The following is a 16,219-nucleotide window of genomic DNA, read 5'->3' as shown; positions in this document are numbered from 1 at the left end:
TCTTGAATCAATACCCAGCGCCCTTGGCAACCCTTCGCGAGTCATCCCCTCAGGGACTTGGTATTAGACCTGCCGTTCGTTCATCTGCGGACGAAGCCCGCTAGCGCTTCGGTGCTGTCACCAATCTGAAATGATCAGGCCGTACGGGCACCAACAGGCACGGCGTTAGGCTTGCCGCCACCCCTCATAAGAAAGATGCCGCCGATCACGAGCATTGCCACAGAGAGCCGGATGCTCGCCTATTCGTCCGGCAATTTCGGCAAGGCCCTGGTGTTCGGCGGCGCGGATCTGACGATCCTGTTTTTGCTGACCGACGTGCTGGGGCTGAACGGCGCCCGGGCGGCGGGACTGATGCTGTTCGCGGTGCTGGGTGATCTGGTATTCGATCTGCTCGCGGCCCGGCTCGTCCTCCATTGGCGGGCGGCGGGGCGGGGCTATCGCTGGGCAATTGCCTTGGCCGCGTTGCCTTGTGGGGCGGCCTTCGGGTTGATCTACGCAATGCCGGCGCTGGGCCTGCATCGCGCCTGGATGCTTGCGGCGGCGATCCTCGTTTTCCGCGGCGCCTATGCAGTGGTCGACGTGCCGCACAATGCGCTGATGGCGCAGGTCAGCCGTGACAGCCGGGCGCGCGGGCGCGTTTCGGGCTACAGGCTGTTCTTCAGCACTGCGAGCGCGCTGGCCGTCGCCGCCGTGCTCACACCGCTGGTGCAGCAAGCGGGGCGGGCACGGCATTTCGGCGCGCTGGCCTTCACCGGGATCGGGGCGGGCCTGGTCTTCGCGCTGACCATGCTGCTGTGCGCCTGGGCTTCGGGCGCGCGCGGCGAAAGCGGTGCGGCATCCGCGCTGCGTGGCGATCGCATCGCCGTTCCGCTGCGCGACCCCATGGTGTTGGCAATGGGCGCGCTGGCCCTGCTCACCGGCTTCGCGATGCCGTGTTTCGGCCGGATGCTGATGTATCTGGGAACCTATGTCGTCGATCGGCCGCGTGCGGTCACCCTGCTGCTTGCCGCGCTGACGGCGGGACAATTCGGCGGCGTGCTCGCCTGGACCGCGCTCACTCACCGCTTCAGCAAGAGCCGCCTGCTCGGTGCGGGGCATGCGGTGAGCGCGCTTGGCCTCCTCTTCTTCGCCCTGTGCATCACATGGCCGGCGGGGCAGATGGCGGGCGCAGCGCTGATCGGCTTCGGCTTTGCGAGCGTTTTCATGCTGCCCTGGGGCCTGCTTGCCGACGCGGTCGATGTCGTCGAATGGCGGCACGGCCCGCGGTTCGAGACGGGGCTATTCGCCTTTTACCTGGTCCTGGTGAAGGCGAGCGGCGCCGGGTCGACCGCGATGATCGGCTGGGTGCTGAACGCGCTCGGTTATGTCCCCGGCGCAGTCCAGCCGACCGGGGTGCGTCTCGGCATGCTCGGCCTCGGCCTGGGCGTACCGTTTGCCGGCGCGCTGCTGGCGATGCTGCTGCTCAGGCGCTTCACGCTCGACCATGGCCGCCATGCGCGGCTGCTGCGCGTGCTGGAACGCCGTCAGGCGGGGGCGGAGCCGGTCTCCGGATTGAACCGGGGGTTGGAGAAATTGAGCGGTGAGGGCGTCACCTTGGCAGGCGGCACCGCGCTTTCCGCCCAGGCACGGCAAAGCATGTCGCGCAGCATCGCCGCGCCCGCAGCGGTGCGCTCGTAGACGAGGGCGCGGACGTCCTTGTCGGTCGTGTTGTTGAAGCCGTCGCGCTTCTCGAGCTTATAAACCGTCTCCATCTGATCGCCGGACTGATCGAGAAAGGCGAGCACCGCATCGAACATGTCGCCGTGGAGATGCGCCGGCGCGCCGATCCGGGGCATGATGTCCGCGGCAGTGAGCCCGATGCGGTCGACGACGCGGCTCTCGAACCGCCCATGGATGCTGCGGTCGCGGGTATAGCCGTTCGGGTTGGGCCCCAGCCAGCCGTCCGAGTTCACCGAGTTATGCAGCGGCTGCGAGCCGTCGCCGATATAATGGCCGAGCCGGATCGCCTGGAACGCGCAGTGCTGCTCGGGAACCGATGCGTCGCCGCCGCTCGCCTGCGTCGCGCGGATCGCGCGCATGCAGACGATTAGCCGCTCATAGGCTTCCATCGCAGCATAGGGCAGCGTGCCGGTCCAGCGGACGTTCGTACGTGCGGCGGTGGCCGGATCGCTCTGCTTGATCGTCTCGTAGTGCTTGTAGAGCGCGAGGATGAACTCGTAGCGCGAGCGGGGGATGGGCTTCAGGAAGGCGAACTGCTCGCGGAACCAGCCATGGTTCGGGTCTTCCTCGATCTTCGAGAAGCCTTCCGCGTCGCCGCGCCAGCTGTCCGGCAGTGCGGCCGAGGCGGAGATATAGTCGGCATAGCGGCGCAGGAAGACCGGGCCGCCATCGGGGATCGCCTGGATCGCGGCGCGGTCGATCACCGCATGCCCCGTCCCGCCCCAGGCATGGGCGACGGTGGGAGACAGCATGAGGGCAGCGGCCAGGGCGAAGCGGCGCATGACGGTTCCTTTCAGGGATCGAGGGGATCGCGCGGATCGACGCGCTCCGAGGCGCGCGATGGACGGAACACCAGTTCGGTGAGCGAGACCCGGCGGACGACCTTGCCGGGCTGGTAGCCGAGCTCGGCGGCATTGCGCTCGGTGAACTTCTCGCTTTCGATATAGGCGCTCTGCAGTGGATTGCAGACGATCACCGTTTCCGCCTCCGACGGCGCGCCTATCCGCGCGAGCAGCCGGCTGGCGTTGCGCAGGTTGGTGGTTGTGTGGCGGGCATATGGCTCGATGATGATCGCGTCGGGCGGCACGCCGTAGCGGTCGATCAGCGCCTTGCGCATCTCGTCGGCCTCGGTGAAAGGCGTGGCGCGCGGGTGCGCACGCCCACCCGTGACCAGGATGAAGGCGATGTCGCCCTGCACGAAACGGCGCGCGGCGAGACGCAGATGATATTTGCCGAACGGGCTGAGATGTTCGCCCTCGATCTCGGGCCCGACGCCCGTGACGATCATCGCACTATAGCGGTACCGGTGCCAGTCGAGCGCCTTCGCTCGCGCCATCGGCGCGGTGTTGGCGCCGCCGGTCAGCGATTCATGGCCGATCGCATCGGTGCGGTCGCTCACGTCGAGCAGCGCGAGCGCATAGTCGATGCTGGTATCGAGTCGCTGTGCCGATCCGGCGCGGGGCGTCTCGGCGAGCCAGTCGGCCGCCTGGAGGCGCGCCTGATGATCCTGAGGCGAGATCGTGCCGGGACCATCGATCGCGGTCGTGGGGATCGCCCCCAGCGCATATGTCCGCACGATTGTGTTGATGCCTGCGATCTCGCGATCCACCTGCGCGGCGGAGCCATCGTCTGCGGCGGGAAGGCCCGGCGCTTGAACAACGGCGCGACGCAACGCATCGGTTTCAGGATTGCTCCAAAGCAGCGCCTGCGCGCGGCAGACGAGATCGGTCCCGCACGCGGCGCGGCGCTCCCGCCGTACGCGCAGCACGCTCTCCATGCCGGGCGCCTTGGCGATCCGCTCGAGCGCCGCCGGATCGTGCCCGGCCGCATCGAGCAGCGGGAAGAGCCGAGCGGACAGCGTCGCCATCACCCCGTCGCCCACCGCCTCGGCCGAAGCCGGGGCGGCGAGCACCGTCACCGCGAGCGCGGCCACGGAGAGTATCGCGCGCATCACCAACTGCGGCTGACGATGAAGCGGAAGTTCCGGCCGAACAACGGGCGGCCGTAGATCGCCTGGCTGGTGCCTTGGCCGGCGAACTGGTCGGTACGCGTGTTGCCCTCGGTCAGGCCATGGGCGTTGAACAGATTGTCGCCGACTACCTGGAAGCGCCACGCCCCCCAATCGAGCGATGCGCCCGCGCCGGTCGTCTGGTAGCCCGGCATCGCAGTGCGGTTGAACAGATCGACATAGCGCCGGCCGACCCATTCGAAGCGCCCGAAGATCGAGAGCTTCTGCTCGCCTAGATCGAAGTTGAAGCTCGGCCGCAGATTGCCGAAGAACTTCGCCTCACGGATGATCTGCTTGCCGTTGACCGCGCTCGGATCGGCGCCCGAGGTGTTCTGGAGATTGGCATATTCCGGGTTCTGCCAGGTCACGGAGCCCTCCAGCGAGAACCAGCGGATCGGCGCGACGCGGCCATCCACTTCGACGCCCTTGACCGAGGCCTCGCCGATGAACGGAAGCGTCTGGTCGTTGCGGCCGGTCAGCGGGTTGAACGCAGCGAACGAGGCATTGAATGGGTTGAACTTGGTGTAGAAGCCGGTGGCATAGAGATAGTTGGGGCCGAAGTTGGCCTTGAGGCCGACTTCGTACTGACGCGCCTTGGTCTTGACGATGGTCGCGTTGATGCCGGACACCACGCCCAGCTGCGGTGGCACTTCCAGGTTCGAGATGCGGCCATAGACCCCGAAATGGCCGTTCAGGTCGTAGTTGACGCCGACCGTCCAGTTGGTCGCGTTGGGCTTCAGCCGCTGGTCGAGCACCTGGCCGGTGAAGGCGCGGGTGGTGTCGTCGGCGAGCGTCGTCGTATCGCCCAGATTGACCTGCGTGGTCGGCAGCGCGATGCCCTTGTAGCTGTAACGCTCAGTGCGGATGCCGGCGTCGACGCGCAGGCCGCGGGCGATGTCCCAGGTGTCGTTCGCGTAGAAGGCAATCATCTGCGCATCGCCTTCGCCCTGGTTGAGCGTGGTGGTGTAGCGCAGCACGCCGTTCTGGGTGATCGATCCCAGCACCTGGCCGGTCGCCGAATATGCGACCAGGTCCAGCGTGCGCGGTTGGCTGCGCACTTCGATCAGCATGTCCTGATAGGCCTGGAGCAGCGTGTTGCCGTAGAACGAGCCGTACAGGCCGACGCGCACGTCGTGGGTGCCGACGCCGGTCTCGAACTTGCGGGTGACGCTCAGGTCGCCCTGCACCGAGTAGAAGTCGGATTCCGAGGCGCGATATTGACCGGACATGACCAGGCCCGAGGCGGTCGAGGGATCATAGATCGACGCGCCGTTGGTGCCGGCGAATGCATAGCCGAGCCGGGCTACATTGGGGCCGAACGCGGTGCGCGCGGCGGTCAGGTAGCTGGCCGCGAAGCTGGTCGCGTCGGCCGGGTTGGTGGTCGAATAGAAGGCGTCGAAGCTCGACTTGCCCTTGGTCCCGCCGACCTTGGCGGAGACCTGCCAGCCGCTGAAGTCCGCCTCGTAGTCGACCGCCGCGTTGAAGAAACGCATGTAGCGGCCGTTGGAGAGGTCGCGCTGCATGCTCTGCAGCGTGCCGGCGCCGTCGCGATACTTGATGTTGACGTTGCGCAATGATGGCGAGTTCAACGTGCCGGTGAAATAGTCGATATAGGGGTTGAGCGAGACCGTTGGGTTGCGCGGGTCGTTGGTCGGGATCGGCAGATAGAAGACGTTGTGGTCGTTCACATATTCGGCCGAAACCTTGACGTACCCGTTGGACAGCTGGCGTTTGAGGTTGGCGCGGATCTGGCCACCCTTGTCGCTGGGGAATCCGGCATAGCGATAGCCATCATGCTGGCGCAGGAAGCCGCCGATCGCGAAGTAGGTGTTGTCGCTGATCGGGCCGGACTGCATCGCGTCGAGTCGATAGAGGCCAGTATCGCCCAGTGTGACCTGCGCCTTGCCGTGCGCCTGCGGGCCGCCCGACACGGTGATGTTGTTAGCGATCGCCGCCGCGCTGCTGGCATAGATCGGCGCCGGGCCGCCGCGCACGATCTCGACCCGCTCGGTCATCAAGTCGTAGCGGTTCATGCCTTCGCCGGAGTTGAAGAAGACGCCGTCGATTTCGTGGTAGAGCGGCAGCCCGTCCTGCTGGAAGATCAGGTAGCCGCGGTCGGTCGGGATGCCGCGCACGCGGGTGATGTTCTGCACCTCGCCGCCGGTCGCCTCGACCTGGATGCCGGGGACGGTGCCGAGCAGGTCGGCGAAGCTCTTCGGCGCGATCTTCTGGACGTCCGACTGGCTGAGCGAGTTGATCGCATAGGAGACGTCGAAGCGGCGCTGCGCACGCGCCGAGCCGGTGACGATGATGTCTGCGCCCGCATCGTCGGCGGTCTGCGCAGGGTCGGCGGCTGGCGTGTCGGCGGTCTGCGCGAAGGCCGGCGCGGACAACACGCCGAGCGCGAGCACCGCGCAGCCGGCGGCGAAATTATGCTTCTTCATCGGATCGTTCCCCCGAGATTTTTTTGAACTCGCGGTGCCGATGCGCGGGGCGGATGACAGATTTATTTATTTCTTGGAAATTAAATCGTAGGCTGTGAAGTGGGCTGCTATGAGCTCTGGATGATGAGGCATCCACAGGTCACGCTGCTTGAGGAGGAGAAGCGGCTGCTCTGGCAGCTGCGCACGCGCGGCCCGCAATCGCGATCTGCGCTGGCGGAGACGCTGCAGATCAGCAACGGCGCCATTTCTAAGCTGACCAGGACGCTGATCGGGCAGGCCCTGATCGAGGAATTGCCCGCCGAGGCGCTGTTGGGCCGGGGGCGCCCGACGGTGCCGCTGCGGATTTCACCCGCCGGGGGCTATGCCGTCGGGCTGGCGATCTATGCCGGCCTTCTGGAAATCGCGCTGGTCGATTATGCCGGGGGCGTGGTGTCGCTCACCTCCGAGAAGATTGAGCCCGTCGACCCGCATGGTTTCGCCCGCCATGTCGATCGCCGCATCCACGATCTTGCGATCGAGCACCGCCTGCTGGGGAGCCGTCTGTACGGCGTCGGCTTCAGCGTGCCCGGCCCGGCCCTATCGCGGGATGGCAACCGGTGGCATGTTGTTCGCAACTTGCCCGGCTGGAAGGACGCGCCGCTGCGCACGATCTTCGAGGAAACGCTGCGGCTGCCGATCTGGATCGAGAACGACGCGACGGCGGCGGCGCTCGCCGAATATTATCTGGGCGGGCTGATCCGGCGCTGTACCACGGCGGTGGTGATTCTGCTTGGGCACGGCGTGGGAGCGGGGGTCGTCTATGAAGGCCGGCTGATGCGCGGCGAAACGGGCGGCGCCGGCGAGATCGGCATGTTCTACCCAGGCAACCAGCCGCGCCCGACGACGCTCGATCTGATCGCAACGCTGCAGGCGGCCGGATGCAAGGTCGAATCGCTGGCGGATTTCGCCGACGCGATCCCGGGATATGAGGCGACCATCGATCATTGGCTGGAACGGGCCGCCGATCAGCTCCTCCAGACGATCAACTCGGCGCTTGCCTGGTTCGATCCGGGTGCGATCCGACTGATGAGCCCTCTGCCGTCCGGGATCATGCACGGACTTGCCGACCGGCTGAACCGCCGAGCGATCAAGTGGGGCGACCATATCGCGGAGAGCGAGAAGGAGCGGTACGACATCGAGATCTCCCAGCTCGGCGGCGCTGGTTCCGCGCTGGGTGCAGCGCTACTGCCGATTCATGCATCGATCGCGCAAGCATAACGATATGATTGCTCCATTGCCGCTGGACTGAGGCGACGAGCAATGGAGCTTTCGGCCTCTTGCGCCGCGCTTTGCTCGCCCATCACTCGCACGTCTCCGCCCGTTGGCGGAGGGTGCCCGCCCTTTCGCTTCACGGCGAAGGCGCGTTGCTGGAATTGCGGGATATGGTGTTCGTTCGGGCCGGACCTGCCGCTACCGATCATTCGCCGGCAATCGGGCAATTGGTCCCTTTATCCCTGGATCACCTGTCTCCTCCAGATAGGCGCAGAAAACGGGCGTATGTTGAACGTGCGAGACTCGCTGTCTCCCGAACCGGTCGTTAGTCTTGGCCGGCATGCGGGCACCAAGCGTGCGAATTTGACCATCAGGTGGGAAGAGGGACGGACCAGCGAGCAGGAACGGGTCGGTTCGATTCAATCCTTGGGGAGAGTGTGAAAAGAGCGCGAGCGGGCGGGATGCTGTCCCGGTTCCGCCCCGCTCTTTGACATGACTGGTTTTTTCCAGCCGGCGGCGCTGCCCCTCCGACAGATCCGCTGTTCCCCGCTGTTCCTCGCTGTTCCTCCCGCTGATATCGTCGCTGTTCCCCCGCTGTTATCCCGCTGTTCTTCGATAACAGCGGAATTTGCAGTAAGTTGTTGCTAATGAATGAAAAAATAGAGCACAAAATCCAACATAACAGCGGCGAAAAATAAAAAATCGCGATAACAGCGGAGAACAGCGGAGAACAGCGGGAAACCGGGGTCGCGGCCGCACGTAGCGGGTCCACTCAGGGCCGGGATTGTGGATCGCCTCGCCCGTCAGGCGGACAGCGGCGGCGCCTTGCAGTGGCGGTCGATAAAGGCGGCGTGATCAGGCATTCCCGCCGCGACATCGGCGATCACTTCCTCGATATCCGCCAGGAACGAGGTCCGGACATCGGCCGACACCATCGCCGCGTTGGGGTCGTGTCCCATCGCAAATCCCTGGCCCAGTAGCACCTGCACCCAGCTTTCCACGCGGAACAGCTCGGCCGCCGCGCGCTTGTAGAAGCGGCCCGATGACGCGAACAGGTCGAGCCGTTCCGCCAGGCTGTCCGGGATCGCCATGTGCTTCAGATACGCCCAATAGGGCGTGTCTTCGCGATCGGTCACTTTGTAATGGGCCACGATGAAATCGCGTACGTCGGTGAATTCGAAATCATGCTGGCGGTTATATTCGGCGACATCCGCGGCGGCGAAGCCCCGGTGCGGGAAGAGGCCGAGCAGCTTGATGATACCCGTCTGGATGAGATGGATGCTGGTCGATTCGAGCGGCTCGAGAAACCCCGACGACAGGCCGATCGCGACGACGTTCCTCTCCCACGCCTTGCGCCGCTTGCCCGGACGAAACCGCACCGGGCGCGGATCGGCCAGCGGCTTTCCGTCGAGATGGGCGAGCAGCACCGATGCCGCTTCGTCATCCGAGATATGGTCGCTCGAATAGACATGGCCGTTGCCGGTGCGGTGCTGGAGCGGGATCCGCCACTGCCAGCCATGATCGCGCGCCGTCACCCTTGTATAGGGCGTGAGCGGCGCGACGCGTTCGCACGGCACCGCGAGCGCGCGGTCATTGAGCAGCCAGTGGTTCCAGTCCTCATAGCCGATACCGAGCGCCTGACCGATCAGCAGGGCGCGCATCCCCGAGCAATCGACGAACAGGTCACCGTCGACCGTTCGCCCGTCCTCCATCACGACATGGTCGACATTGCCGGTCTCGCCGTCGAGCTTCACGTCGACGATCCTGCCTTCGATCCGGGTGACGCCATTGGCTTCCGATCGCCCGCGCAGATATTTGGCGAAGAGCGAGGCGTCGAATTGATAGGCATAATCCAGCCCGCCGAGCGGCGATGCCGGGTTCCTGGGATCGGGGTAGGAGAATTTGTTCTGCATGCCTGCCATGCAATTGAGCGCGTAGTGATCGAAGTGCTGCGCCTTCCCCTGCTGGCGCTCCATCAGCCATAGCTGATGGGGGTGCAGCCACATGAAATCCTGTCCGATCCGTCCGAAACCGTGGAAATAGCGATCGCTGCCGTTGCGCCAGTTGACGAAGTCGATGCCGAGCTTGAACGTCGCCTGGGTGGCGCGGATCATCTCGACCTGATCGATACCGGCCAGGTCATTATAGGTGCGGATCGACGGGATCGTCGCCTCGCCCACCCCGATGATCCCGATCTCCTCGGATTCGATCAGCCTGATCGTGTAGCTGCGGAACAGGTGCGACAACATCGCCGCCGTCATCCACCCCGCGGTGCCGCCGCCCACGATGGTCACCGTCCTCAGCGGTGCGTCGGGCTGGCCGTCTGCGTTCATGCGCCCCTCTCCCGGTCTTCTCGTGCGGTTCTAGGGCAGAGCGCAGCGATGGGCTATGCCCCGAGCCAGCCGCCGGTGAATCCGGCCCGCTGCAGACCCCGGCGGATCGGCGCCGAGCGGCGCATCGCGCGCCAGATGAAATCGTCCTTCATATTGGCGATCGCGCCGATGATCGGCCCCTGGTCGATGCCGAGATAGTTCTGCGACACCCAGCCCCGTGCCGGATCGACGGCACCGACCTGGATCGGCTGGGCGCTCCAGCGAAAGCTGGGATTGAAGGCGTCGTAAAAGCCGTATTTGCCGTAGAGCCAATCCCCGTAGCGACTGCGCAACGCCAGCGTCGCGGGCACGACGATCTCCGGTGCGAAGGCGAGCGAGCCGATCGCGGCGGTCGGTGCGATCGTGCCGTCGTCATATCCGTCGGGCTCGTCGATCGGGCCACGGGCTGAATAAGAGCGGAACTCGCGCTTGACGCCCTTGAAAGCTCGTTTCACATCGGCCGGGCCGATGCACGCGGTCAGGCCCCAGAGATCGCGCGAATAGCCTTGCCAGCCCATCGGATTGCGCATCGCATAAGCGCGCTGCGCCCATGTCTCGCGACGGCTGTTCTCGAAATAGTCGAGCCCGGCAGCACGCATCGCGCGATCGCGGATGCCGCGGAAATCGATCCACATCTGGCTGTATTGATGGCCGAACATCGGGCCGAAGGCGAGCCGGCGCGTGTCGCCGCGCCCGCGCCAGAAGCGCGGATAGGGCGCGCACCACGCATCCCAGATATCCGGGGCAACAGCGTGCGTCGGAGACCCGAGCGCAAGCAGATTGACCATCATGCCTTCGTTGTACCCGTCCCAGCTTCGCTCGAGGAAGCCCTGGCCCGGATGCCAGCCCATCGAGATCGCAGCCCCGCCGCGGCGGAACCAGTTCCAGTCGGCGCGGCCGTAGATCGCCCTGGCGAGTCGCCCGATCTCCTGCTCGTCGGGATGGTCCTGGTCATAATATTCTGCAGCGAACAGCATGCCGAGAAACAGCAGGCTGCTGTCGACCGACGAAAGCTCTGTACGACGGTACCGCAACCCGCTGTCCATGTGCAGGAAGTGGTAGAAGAAGCCGCGATGGCCTGAGACTCCCCCGGCCGCCTCGCCCTGCGGCGCGCGATCGAAGAAGCGCAATGTCGCGAGCGTCCGCTGGCGCGCTGCGGCGCGGGTGGTCCAGCCGCGCGCCACGCCGACCGGATAGGCCGTCAGCGCAAAGCCAACGGCGGCGATGCTGCAGAATTCGGGATCGGGCCAGCTGTCCGGCACCAGGCCATTGGTCGGGTTGCCGGTGTCCCAGAACCAGCGGAAAGTACGTTCCTCGATATCGTCGAACAGGGCCGGCAGCGTCGTGCTCTCATGCCGGTCGCCCGCCAGCGCCGGAGACGCAAAACCTGCCGCGACCCCGCCGGCGACCAGGAACGAGGCGCTGAAGGAACGGCGATCGATCAAATGGCTCTCCGACCCGTGCAGATTGGTGCATCGGGTGCGCCGCCCGTAACCGGTTACAGATGCTGGTCAAGTGAAATGAGGCTGGATCGAGAGAGCCGTGCTATCCCGGCCCGGATGGCCGATCCGATGCCCGCACCGCAACTTTCCTGGCCCGCGCGGCTGCGTTTTGCGTCGGGCGATTTCGCCTTCAATCTCTATTGGCAGAGCTCCAGCCTGTTCCTGTTCTTCTATTATACCGACGTGCTGCATCTCGCGCCGCAGATCGCGGGCATGATCTACATGATCGGTTCGGTCTGGGACGGAATCGCCGACCTGCTGACCGGAATCTGGGCCGAACGCGGGCGGCCCGCTTATGCGCGGGTGGTCGGCTATGGCGCGGTGCCGCTGGGGCTGGCTTTCCCGCTGCTCTATTTCGCGCCGCCCTTCCAGGGTGCGGCGTTCGTGGCGGTGCTGCTGATCGCGCAGTTCGCCTTTCGCTCGCTCTACGCGCTGGTCAACATCCCTTATGCCGCCTGGAGCGCGCGGATCAGCACCGACAGCCGCGACCGCGCGGCGATCGCGGGCCTGCGCATGTTGTTCGGCACGATCGCTGCGGTCGTCGTCTCGCTGGCGACTGAGCGCATCTCGCTCGCCGTCTCCGGCAGCCGCACCAGCATCACCGGGTTCCTGTGCGCCGCCGGTTTGTTCGCCCTGGTCGCGACGCCGCTGCTGATCCATGTCGCCGCGCGTTCACCCCAGGGCGCCGGGGGGCGATCGGTTGCCGCACCGGCGACACCCCTGCTCCGCGGTCTCGCGGCGCTCGCCACCAACCGTGCCTTCGTCACCCTTTGCACCGCGATGGCGTGCGTCGCCATCGCGGCAACGATGCTCTCGCGCTCGGTGCTCTATTACTTCACCTACATTGTCAGGGACGAGACTGCAGGGACCACCGCGCTGGCGCTGATGGGCTTGGCCGGCAGCCTGTTCGTGCCGCTCTGGATGCTCGCGCGGCACCGGATCGGCAGTCGCGCCCTGTGGCTTGGCGCGGTCGCGCTGATGATCGTGGGAAGCATAACCTTCGCGTTGACCGACACCGGTGCGGCATGGCGCGCCGACCTCTTCCTGGTGACGATGCAAGCCGCCCTCGCCGCGTTCAACTTCGTCTTCTGGGCGATGCTGCCCGACACGGTGGAATATGGCGAATATCATGGCGGCGTTCGGATCGAAGCCTTGTGCTTCGGCGTCGCCGAACTGCTGCAGAAGGTGTCGATCGGCGCCGCGACGGCCATCACCGGCTTTGCCTATTCAGCGATCGGCTACATGCCTGAAGTGGCGCAATCGACCCATGTGATCACCGGAATCCGCTGGATCATGGTCGCTGCGCCGATCATCGGCTGCCTGCTCTCGGCGCTGGCCATGGCCGCCAACCCGTTGCGCCGCGACACGCACCGGCGGATCGTCGCCGCGCTGGCGGGAAGCACTAGGCCGTCAGCGTGAAGCGGCCCGAGACGCCCTCGGCCTCAGCCGAGGGTGCGACCCAGACCAGGAAATCACCGGGCTCGACCACTGGCTTCATGCCCTCGCCAATGAAGGTCAGGTCCGACCGGCGCAGCGTGAAACTGACCTTCTCGGACTTGCCCGGCGCCAGCGACACGCGGCGATAGGATTTGAGCTGGCGCACCGGCCGCGTGATGCTCGCCGCGACATCGTGAACATAAAGCTGCACAACTTCATCCGCCGCCACCGTGCCGGTGTTGGTGATGGTCGCCGAAACGGTCAGCGCGCCGTCGGGCGCCAGCTTGCCGCTATTACTCACCTCGAGCCCGGCATAGTCGACCCTCCCATAGGTCAGGCCATGCCCGAACGGGAACAAGGCCGAATTGGGAATGCCGCGATAATGCGCCTTGAATGGTTTGAGCGGACCTTGAGGGTTTGGGCGGCCGGTCGACTTGTGCGCATAATAATAGGGCTCCTGCCCCGCCGCGCGCGGGAAGCTGACCGGCAAACGGCCCGAGGGGCTGGCGCGGCCGAACAGGATGTCGGCGATCGCCGGCCCGCCTTCCGAACCAAGGAACCAGGTGACCAGGATCGCGGGCGCCGCGAGCACCGCACCGTCGAGTGCCAGCGCGCGGCCGTTCTTGAGCAGCACCACGATCGGTTTGCCGGTCGCCGCGACTGCCTCGACCAGCGCCCGCTGCGGGGCGGGCACGACGACCTCGGTACGCGCCTGCGCTTCGCCTGACATATCCTGGCCCTCGCCGATCGCGAGCACCACGATGTCGGCCGCACGCGCGGCGGCTACCGCCGCCTCGATCCCGCCGGCCAGCGCCTCCTCGACGCCCGAACCGGCGGTTACGGTAATCTGCGCACGGGCCCCGGCCACGGCGCGCACGCCGGTCGCCAGGTCCACCGCCTCGCCATCGGAACCATAGACGTTCCACGGCCCGATCAGATCGTGCTGGCCTTCGGCGAACGGGCCGATCAGCGCGATCTTCCTGTCCTGCGGCAGCGGCAGCACGCCGCCCTCGTTCTTCAGCATGACGATCGAACGCCGTGCCGCCTCGCGCGCCACCGCGCGATTGGCGGCGGTGCCGACCCGAGCCGCCTCCCGCTTCGGATCGATTCGACGGAACGGATCGTCGAACAGCCCGAGCGCCGCCTTCACACGCAACACGCGGCGCACCGCCTGGTCCAGCCGCGCCACCGGCACCGTACCCGAGGCAACCAGATCGGGCAGGTATTTGATGTAAAGCGCGCTCTGCATGCTCATGTCGACACCAGCCATGAAAGCGAGCCGCGCCGCATCGCGCTCGTCGGCGGCGAGACCATGCGCAATCAGTTCCTCATCGCCGGTGTAATCGGAGACGGTCAGCCCGCCAAAGCCCCATTGATCGCGCAGCACGTAGGTCATCAGCCAATGGTTGGCGGTCGCCGGCACGCCCGAAATCTCGTTGAAGGCCGCCATCACTGACAGAGAGCCGGCGTCGAGCGCAGCCTGAAACGGCGGGAAGTAGACGTCGCGCAAGGTGCGCTCGGAAACGTCAACGCTGTTATAGTCGAGCCCGCCCTCGCCCGCACCATAGGCGGCGAAATGCTTGGCGCAGGCCATCACCGCGTCATTGGCGGTCAATGCGCTGCCCTGGAAACCACGCACCCGCGCACGCGCCATGTCGCAGCCGAGCAGCACGTCCTCGCCCGCCCCTTCCACGCCGCGCCCCCAGCGCGCGTCGCGCGCGATGTCGACCATCGGCGCGAAGGTCCAGTCGATCCCGGCGGCGGCGGCTTCGGTCGCCGCCACCCGCGCGCTGCGCTCGACCAGCGCCGGATCGAAGCTCGACGCCTCCCCCAACGGCACGGGGAATACGGTGCGGAAACCGTGGATCACGTCGGCGGCAAAGATCAGCGGAATCTTCAGCCGGCTGGCCATCGCAGCCTGCTGCATCTCGCGCGCCATCTTCGCGCCGTTACCGTTGAATACGCCGGTCAGCCGGCCCGCCTTCGCGTCTGCGAGCTGCACCTCATAGCCTCCGCTCGGCGCGATCGGATTGAGCTTGTTGGCCGCGCCCCCGGCCCAGGCAGCGGCCAACAACGTAAGCTGTCCAGCCTTCTCCTCGAGTGTCATCCTGCCGATCAGCGCTTCGACCGCTGGCGGCAGAGTGGCCTCACCCAACGCCGCGATCAGTGCATGCGCCGGACTGGCGCGCCACACCAGCGCCGCTGCGCCGCCCAGCATCAGGCTACGTCGCGAGACCTTCATCATGTTCACCCGATCCTCCCCTGCCAAGAGTCTCACTATCCCGATGTAACCGGTTACAGCAAGAGCCTTGATGAATTCCCCCTTTCGTGGTCAAGCGGTGTCGCAAGAACAGCCGGAGATTTCCCGCCCTTATGGCGCATGCCACTATCCGCGATGTCGCCCGGGCGGCGAAGGTTTCGATCGCAACCGTCTCGCGCGCGTTGAACGGCCACAGCAATGTCCGCGCCAATGTGCGCGAGCATGTTCAGGCGGTCGCCACAGCGCTCGGCTATGTGCCACATACCGGCGCGCGTAGCCTCAGTCTTGCGAAGACCAACGCGATCGGCGTGATGCTGCCCGACCTGCACGGCGAGTTCTATTCCGAGGCGCTACGGGGGATCGATGGCGAAGCCTCCGCGCGGGGACTGCAGTTGCTGCTCTCCAACATGCACGGCGACCAGCGTGGCGCCGAGAGTCTGCGTTTCATGCGCGGGCGCGTCGATGCGCTGATCATCATGGCACCGGACATCGATCCCGAGCGGCTGCTTGCCCATCTGCCGGCAAGCCTGCCGACCGTTTTGATCAGCTGTCCCGACATGGCTGCGGACCATCCACAGTTCCGCATCGACAACACCGCCGCGGCGGATGCGATGGTCGAGCACCTCATCGCCGCGGGACGGCGGCGCATCGTCCATCTCTCCGGCCCACGCGGCAATCGCGACGCGGAGGAGCGTATCGCAGGCTACTGCGCCGCGATGACGCGGCACGGTCTCAGCCCGCGTATCCTGACGGGCAATTTCGACGAGGAATCGGGCACCGCGACAGCGCATGCACTGATCGGAGAAGCCGAGCGTGCCGACGCCTTGTTCGCCGCGAACGACATGATGGCGATCGGCGCGCTCGTCGCCTTCCACCGCGCCGGGCTCGCCGTACCCGAAGACATCGCCGTGGCGGGCTTCGACGACATCCCGCTCGCCCGTCTCGTCACCCCGGCCCTCACCACGATGCGTGTCGGAATAGCCGAAATTGGCGCCGAGGCGGTTTCACGCGTTGCTGCGATCCTCGACGGGGGGGACGACACCGAAATCCGCTGGGTCGTCCCTCAGCTCGTTCCCCGGGCGAGCACTCTCGCGGACACGAGGGAGTTTCCGCCGGCCTAGTCCTCACCCTTCAGGCCGCGCGCAAACCCTACGAATTGCGCTACACGCCTGCCCGTCGATACGCCGCTGCGCGGCTACTCAATGGCACCTCAGGACGAACGGTTC

Annotated in this window: 9 protein-coding genes; 4 read left to right on the top strand and 5 right to left on the bottom strand. The window is 66.0% G+C overall.

Annotated elements, in window-relative coordinates; genetic code table 11:
* Positions 1-195: 195 nt before the first annotated feature.
* Positions 196-1,677 carry an MFS transporter gene (locus tag ABD050_RS18130; protein ID WP_425542475.1) on the top strand — a complete coding sequence of 494 codons (1,482 nt, stop codon included), beginning with the start codon at positions 196-198 and terminating at the stop codon, positions 1,675-1,677.
* 835 nt (positions 1,678-2,512) lie between these two features.
* Here the strand turns inward: ABD050_RS18130 and ABD050_RS18120 are convergent.
* Both ABD050_RS18120 and ABD050_RS18115 read right to left on the bottom strand, forming a co-directional pair.
* On the bottom strand, positions 2,513-3,670 hold the full coding sequence (locus tag ABD050_RS18120; RefSeq protein ID WP_343890886.1) for a YdcF family protein: 1,158 nt from the start codon (positions 3,668-3,670) through the stop codon (positions 2,513-2,515).
* Positions 3,670-6,171: a TonB-dependent receptor gene (locus ABD050_RS18115; RefSeq protein ID WP_343890885.1), complete on the bottom strand. Its 2,502-nt coding sequence runs from the start codon at positions 6,169-6,171 to the stop codon at positions 3,670-3,672. Before ABD050_RS18115 ends, ABD050_RS18120 begins: the two co-directional genes overlap by 1 nt.
* 123 nt (positions 6,172-6,294) lie before the next feature.
* Between ABD050_RS18115 and ABD050_RS18110 the strand changes: the two genes are divergently transcribed.
* Complete coding sequence (locus tag ABD050_RS18110; RefSeq protein WP_343890884.1) at positions 6,295-7,428, top strand: ROK family transcriptional regulator; 1,134 nt, start codon at positions 6,295-6,297, stop codon at positions 7,426-7,428.
* 797 nt (positions 7,429-8,225) lie between these two features.
* Here ABD050_RS18110 and ABD050_RS18105 read toward each other — a convergent pair.
* Both ABD050_RS18105 and ABD050_RS18100 read right to left on the bottom strand, forming a co-directional pair.
* A complete protein-coding gene (locus tag ABD050_RS18105; protein ID WP_343890883.1) occupies positions 8,226-9,755 on the bottom strand; it encodes a tryptophan halogenase family protein in 1,530 nt (509 codons plus the stop codon).
* Positions 9,756-9,808: 53 nt separating this feature from the next.
* On the bottom strand, positions 9,809-11,239 hold the full coding sequence (locus ABD050_RS18100; protein WP_343890882.1) for a glucoamylase family protein: 1,431 nt from the start codon (positions 11,237-11,239) through the stop codon (positions 9,809-9,811).
* A gap of 126 nt (positions 11,240-11,365) precedes the next feature.
* Here ABD050_RS18100 and ABD050_RS18095 point away from each other — a divergent pair, with 126 nt between their 5' ends.
* Positions 11,366-12,715, top strand: coding sequence for an MFS transporter (locus ABD050_RS18095; protein ID WP_343890881.1), 1,350 nt, complete (start codon positions 11,366-11,368; stop codon positions 12,713-12,715).
* Here ABD050_RS18095 and ABD050_RS18090 read toward each other — a convergent pair.
* Positions 12,699-14,978 carry a glycoside hydrolase family 3 N-terminal domain-containing protein gene (locus tag ABD050_RS18090; protein ID WP_343890899.1) on the bottom strand — a complete coding sequence of 760 codons (2,280 nt, stop codon included), beginning with the start codon at positions 14,976-14,978 and terminating at the stop codon, positions 12,699-12,701. The genes ABD050_RS18095 and ABD050_RS18090 overlap by 17 nt on opposite strands.
* A 128-nt stretch (positions 14,979-15,106) precedes the next feature.
* On the opposite strand from ABD050_RS18090, the gene ABD050_RS18085 reads away from it, so the two are divergent.
* Entirely contained in the window at positions 15,107-16,114 is a 1,008-nt protein-coding gene (locus ABD050_RS18085) for a LacI family DNA-binding transcriptional regulator (protein WP_343890880.1), read from the top strand.
* Positions 16,115-16,219 lie beyond the last annotated feature (105 nt).

This window comes from Sphingomonas oligophenolica (genome assembly GCF_039522915.1).
GTDB classification, from domain to species: domain Bacteria; phylum Pseudomonadota; class Alphaproteobacteria; order Sphingomonadales; family Sphingomonadaceae; genus Sphingomonas; species Sphingomonas oligophenolica.
The sequence above is the reverse complement of the archived record's forward strand: the minus strand, read 5'-3'. Positions and strand labels throughout refer to the sequence as shown.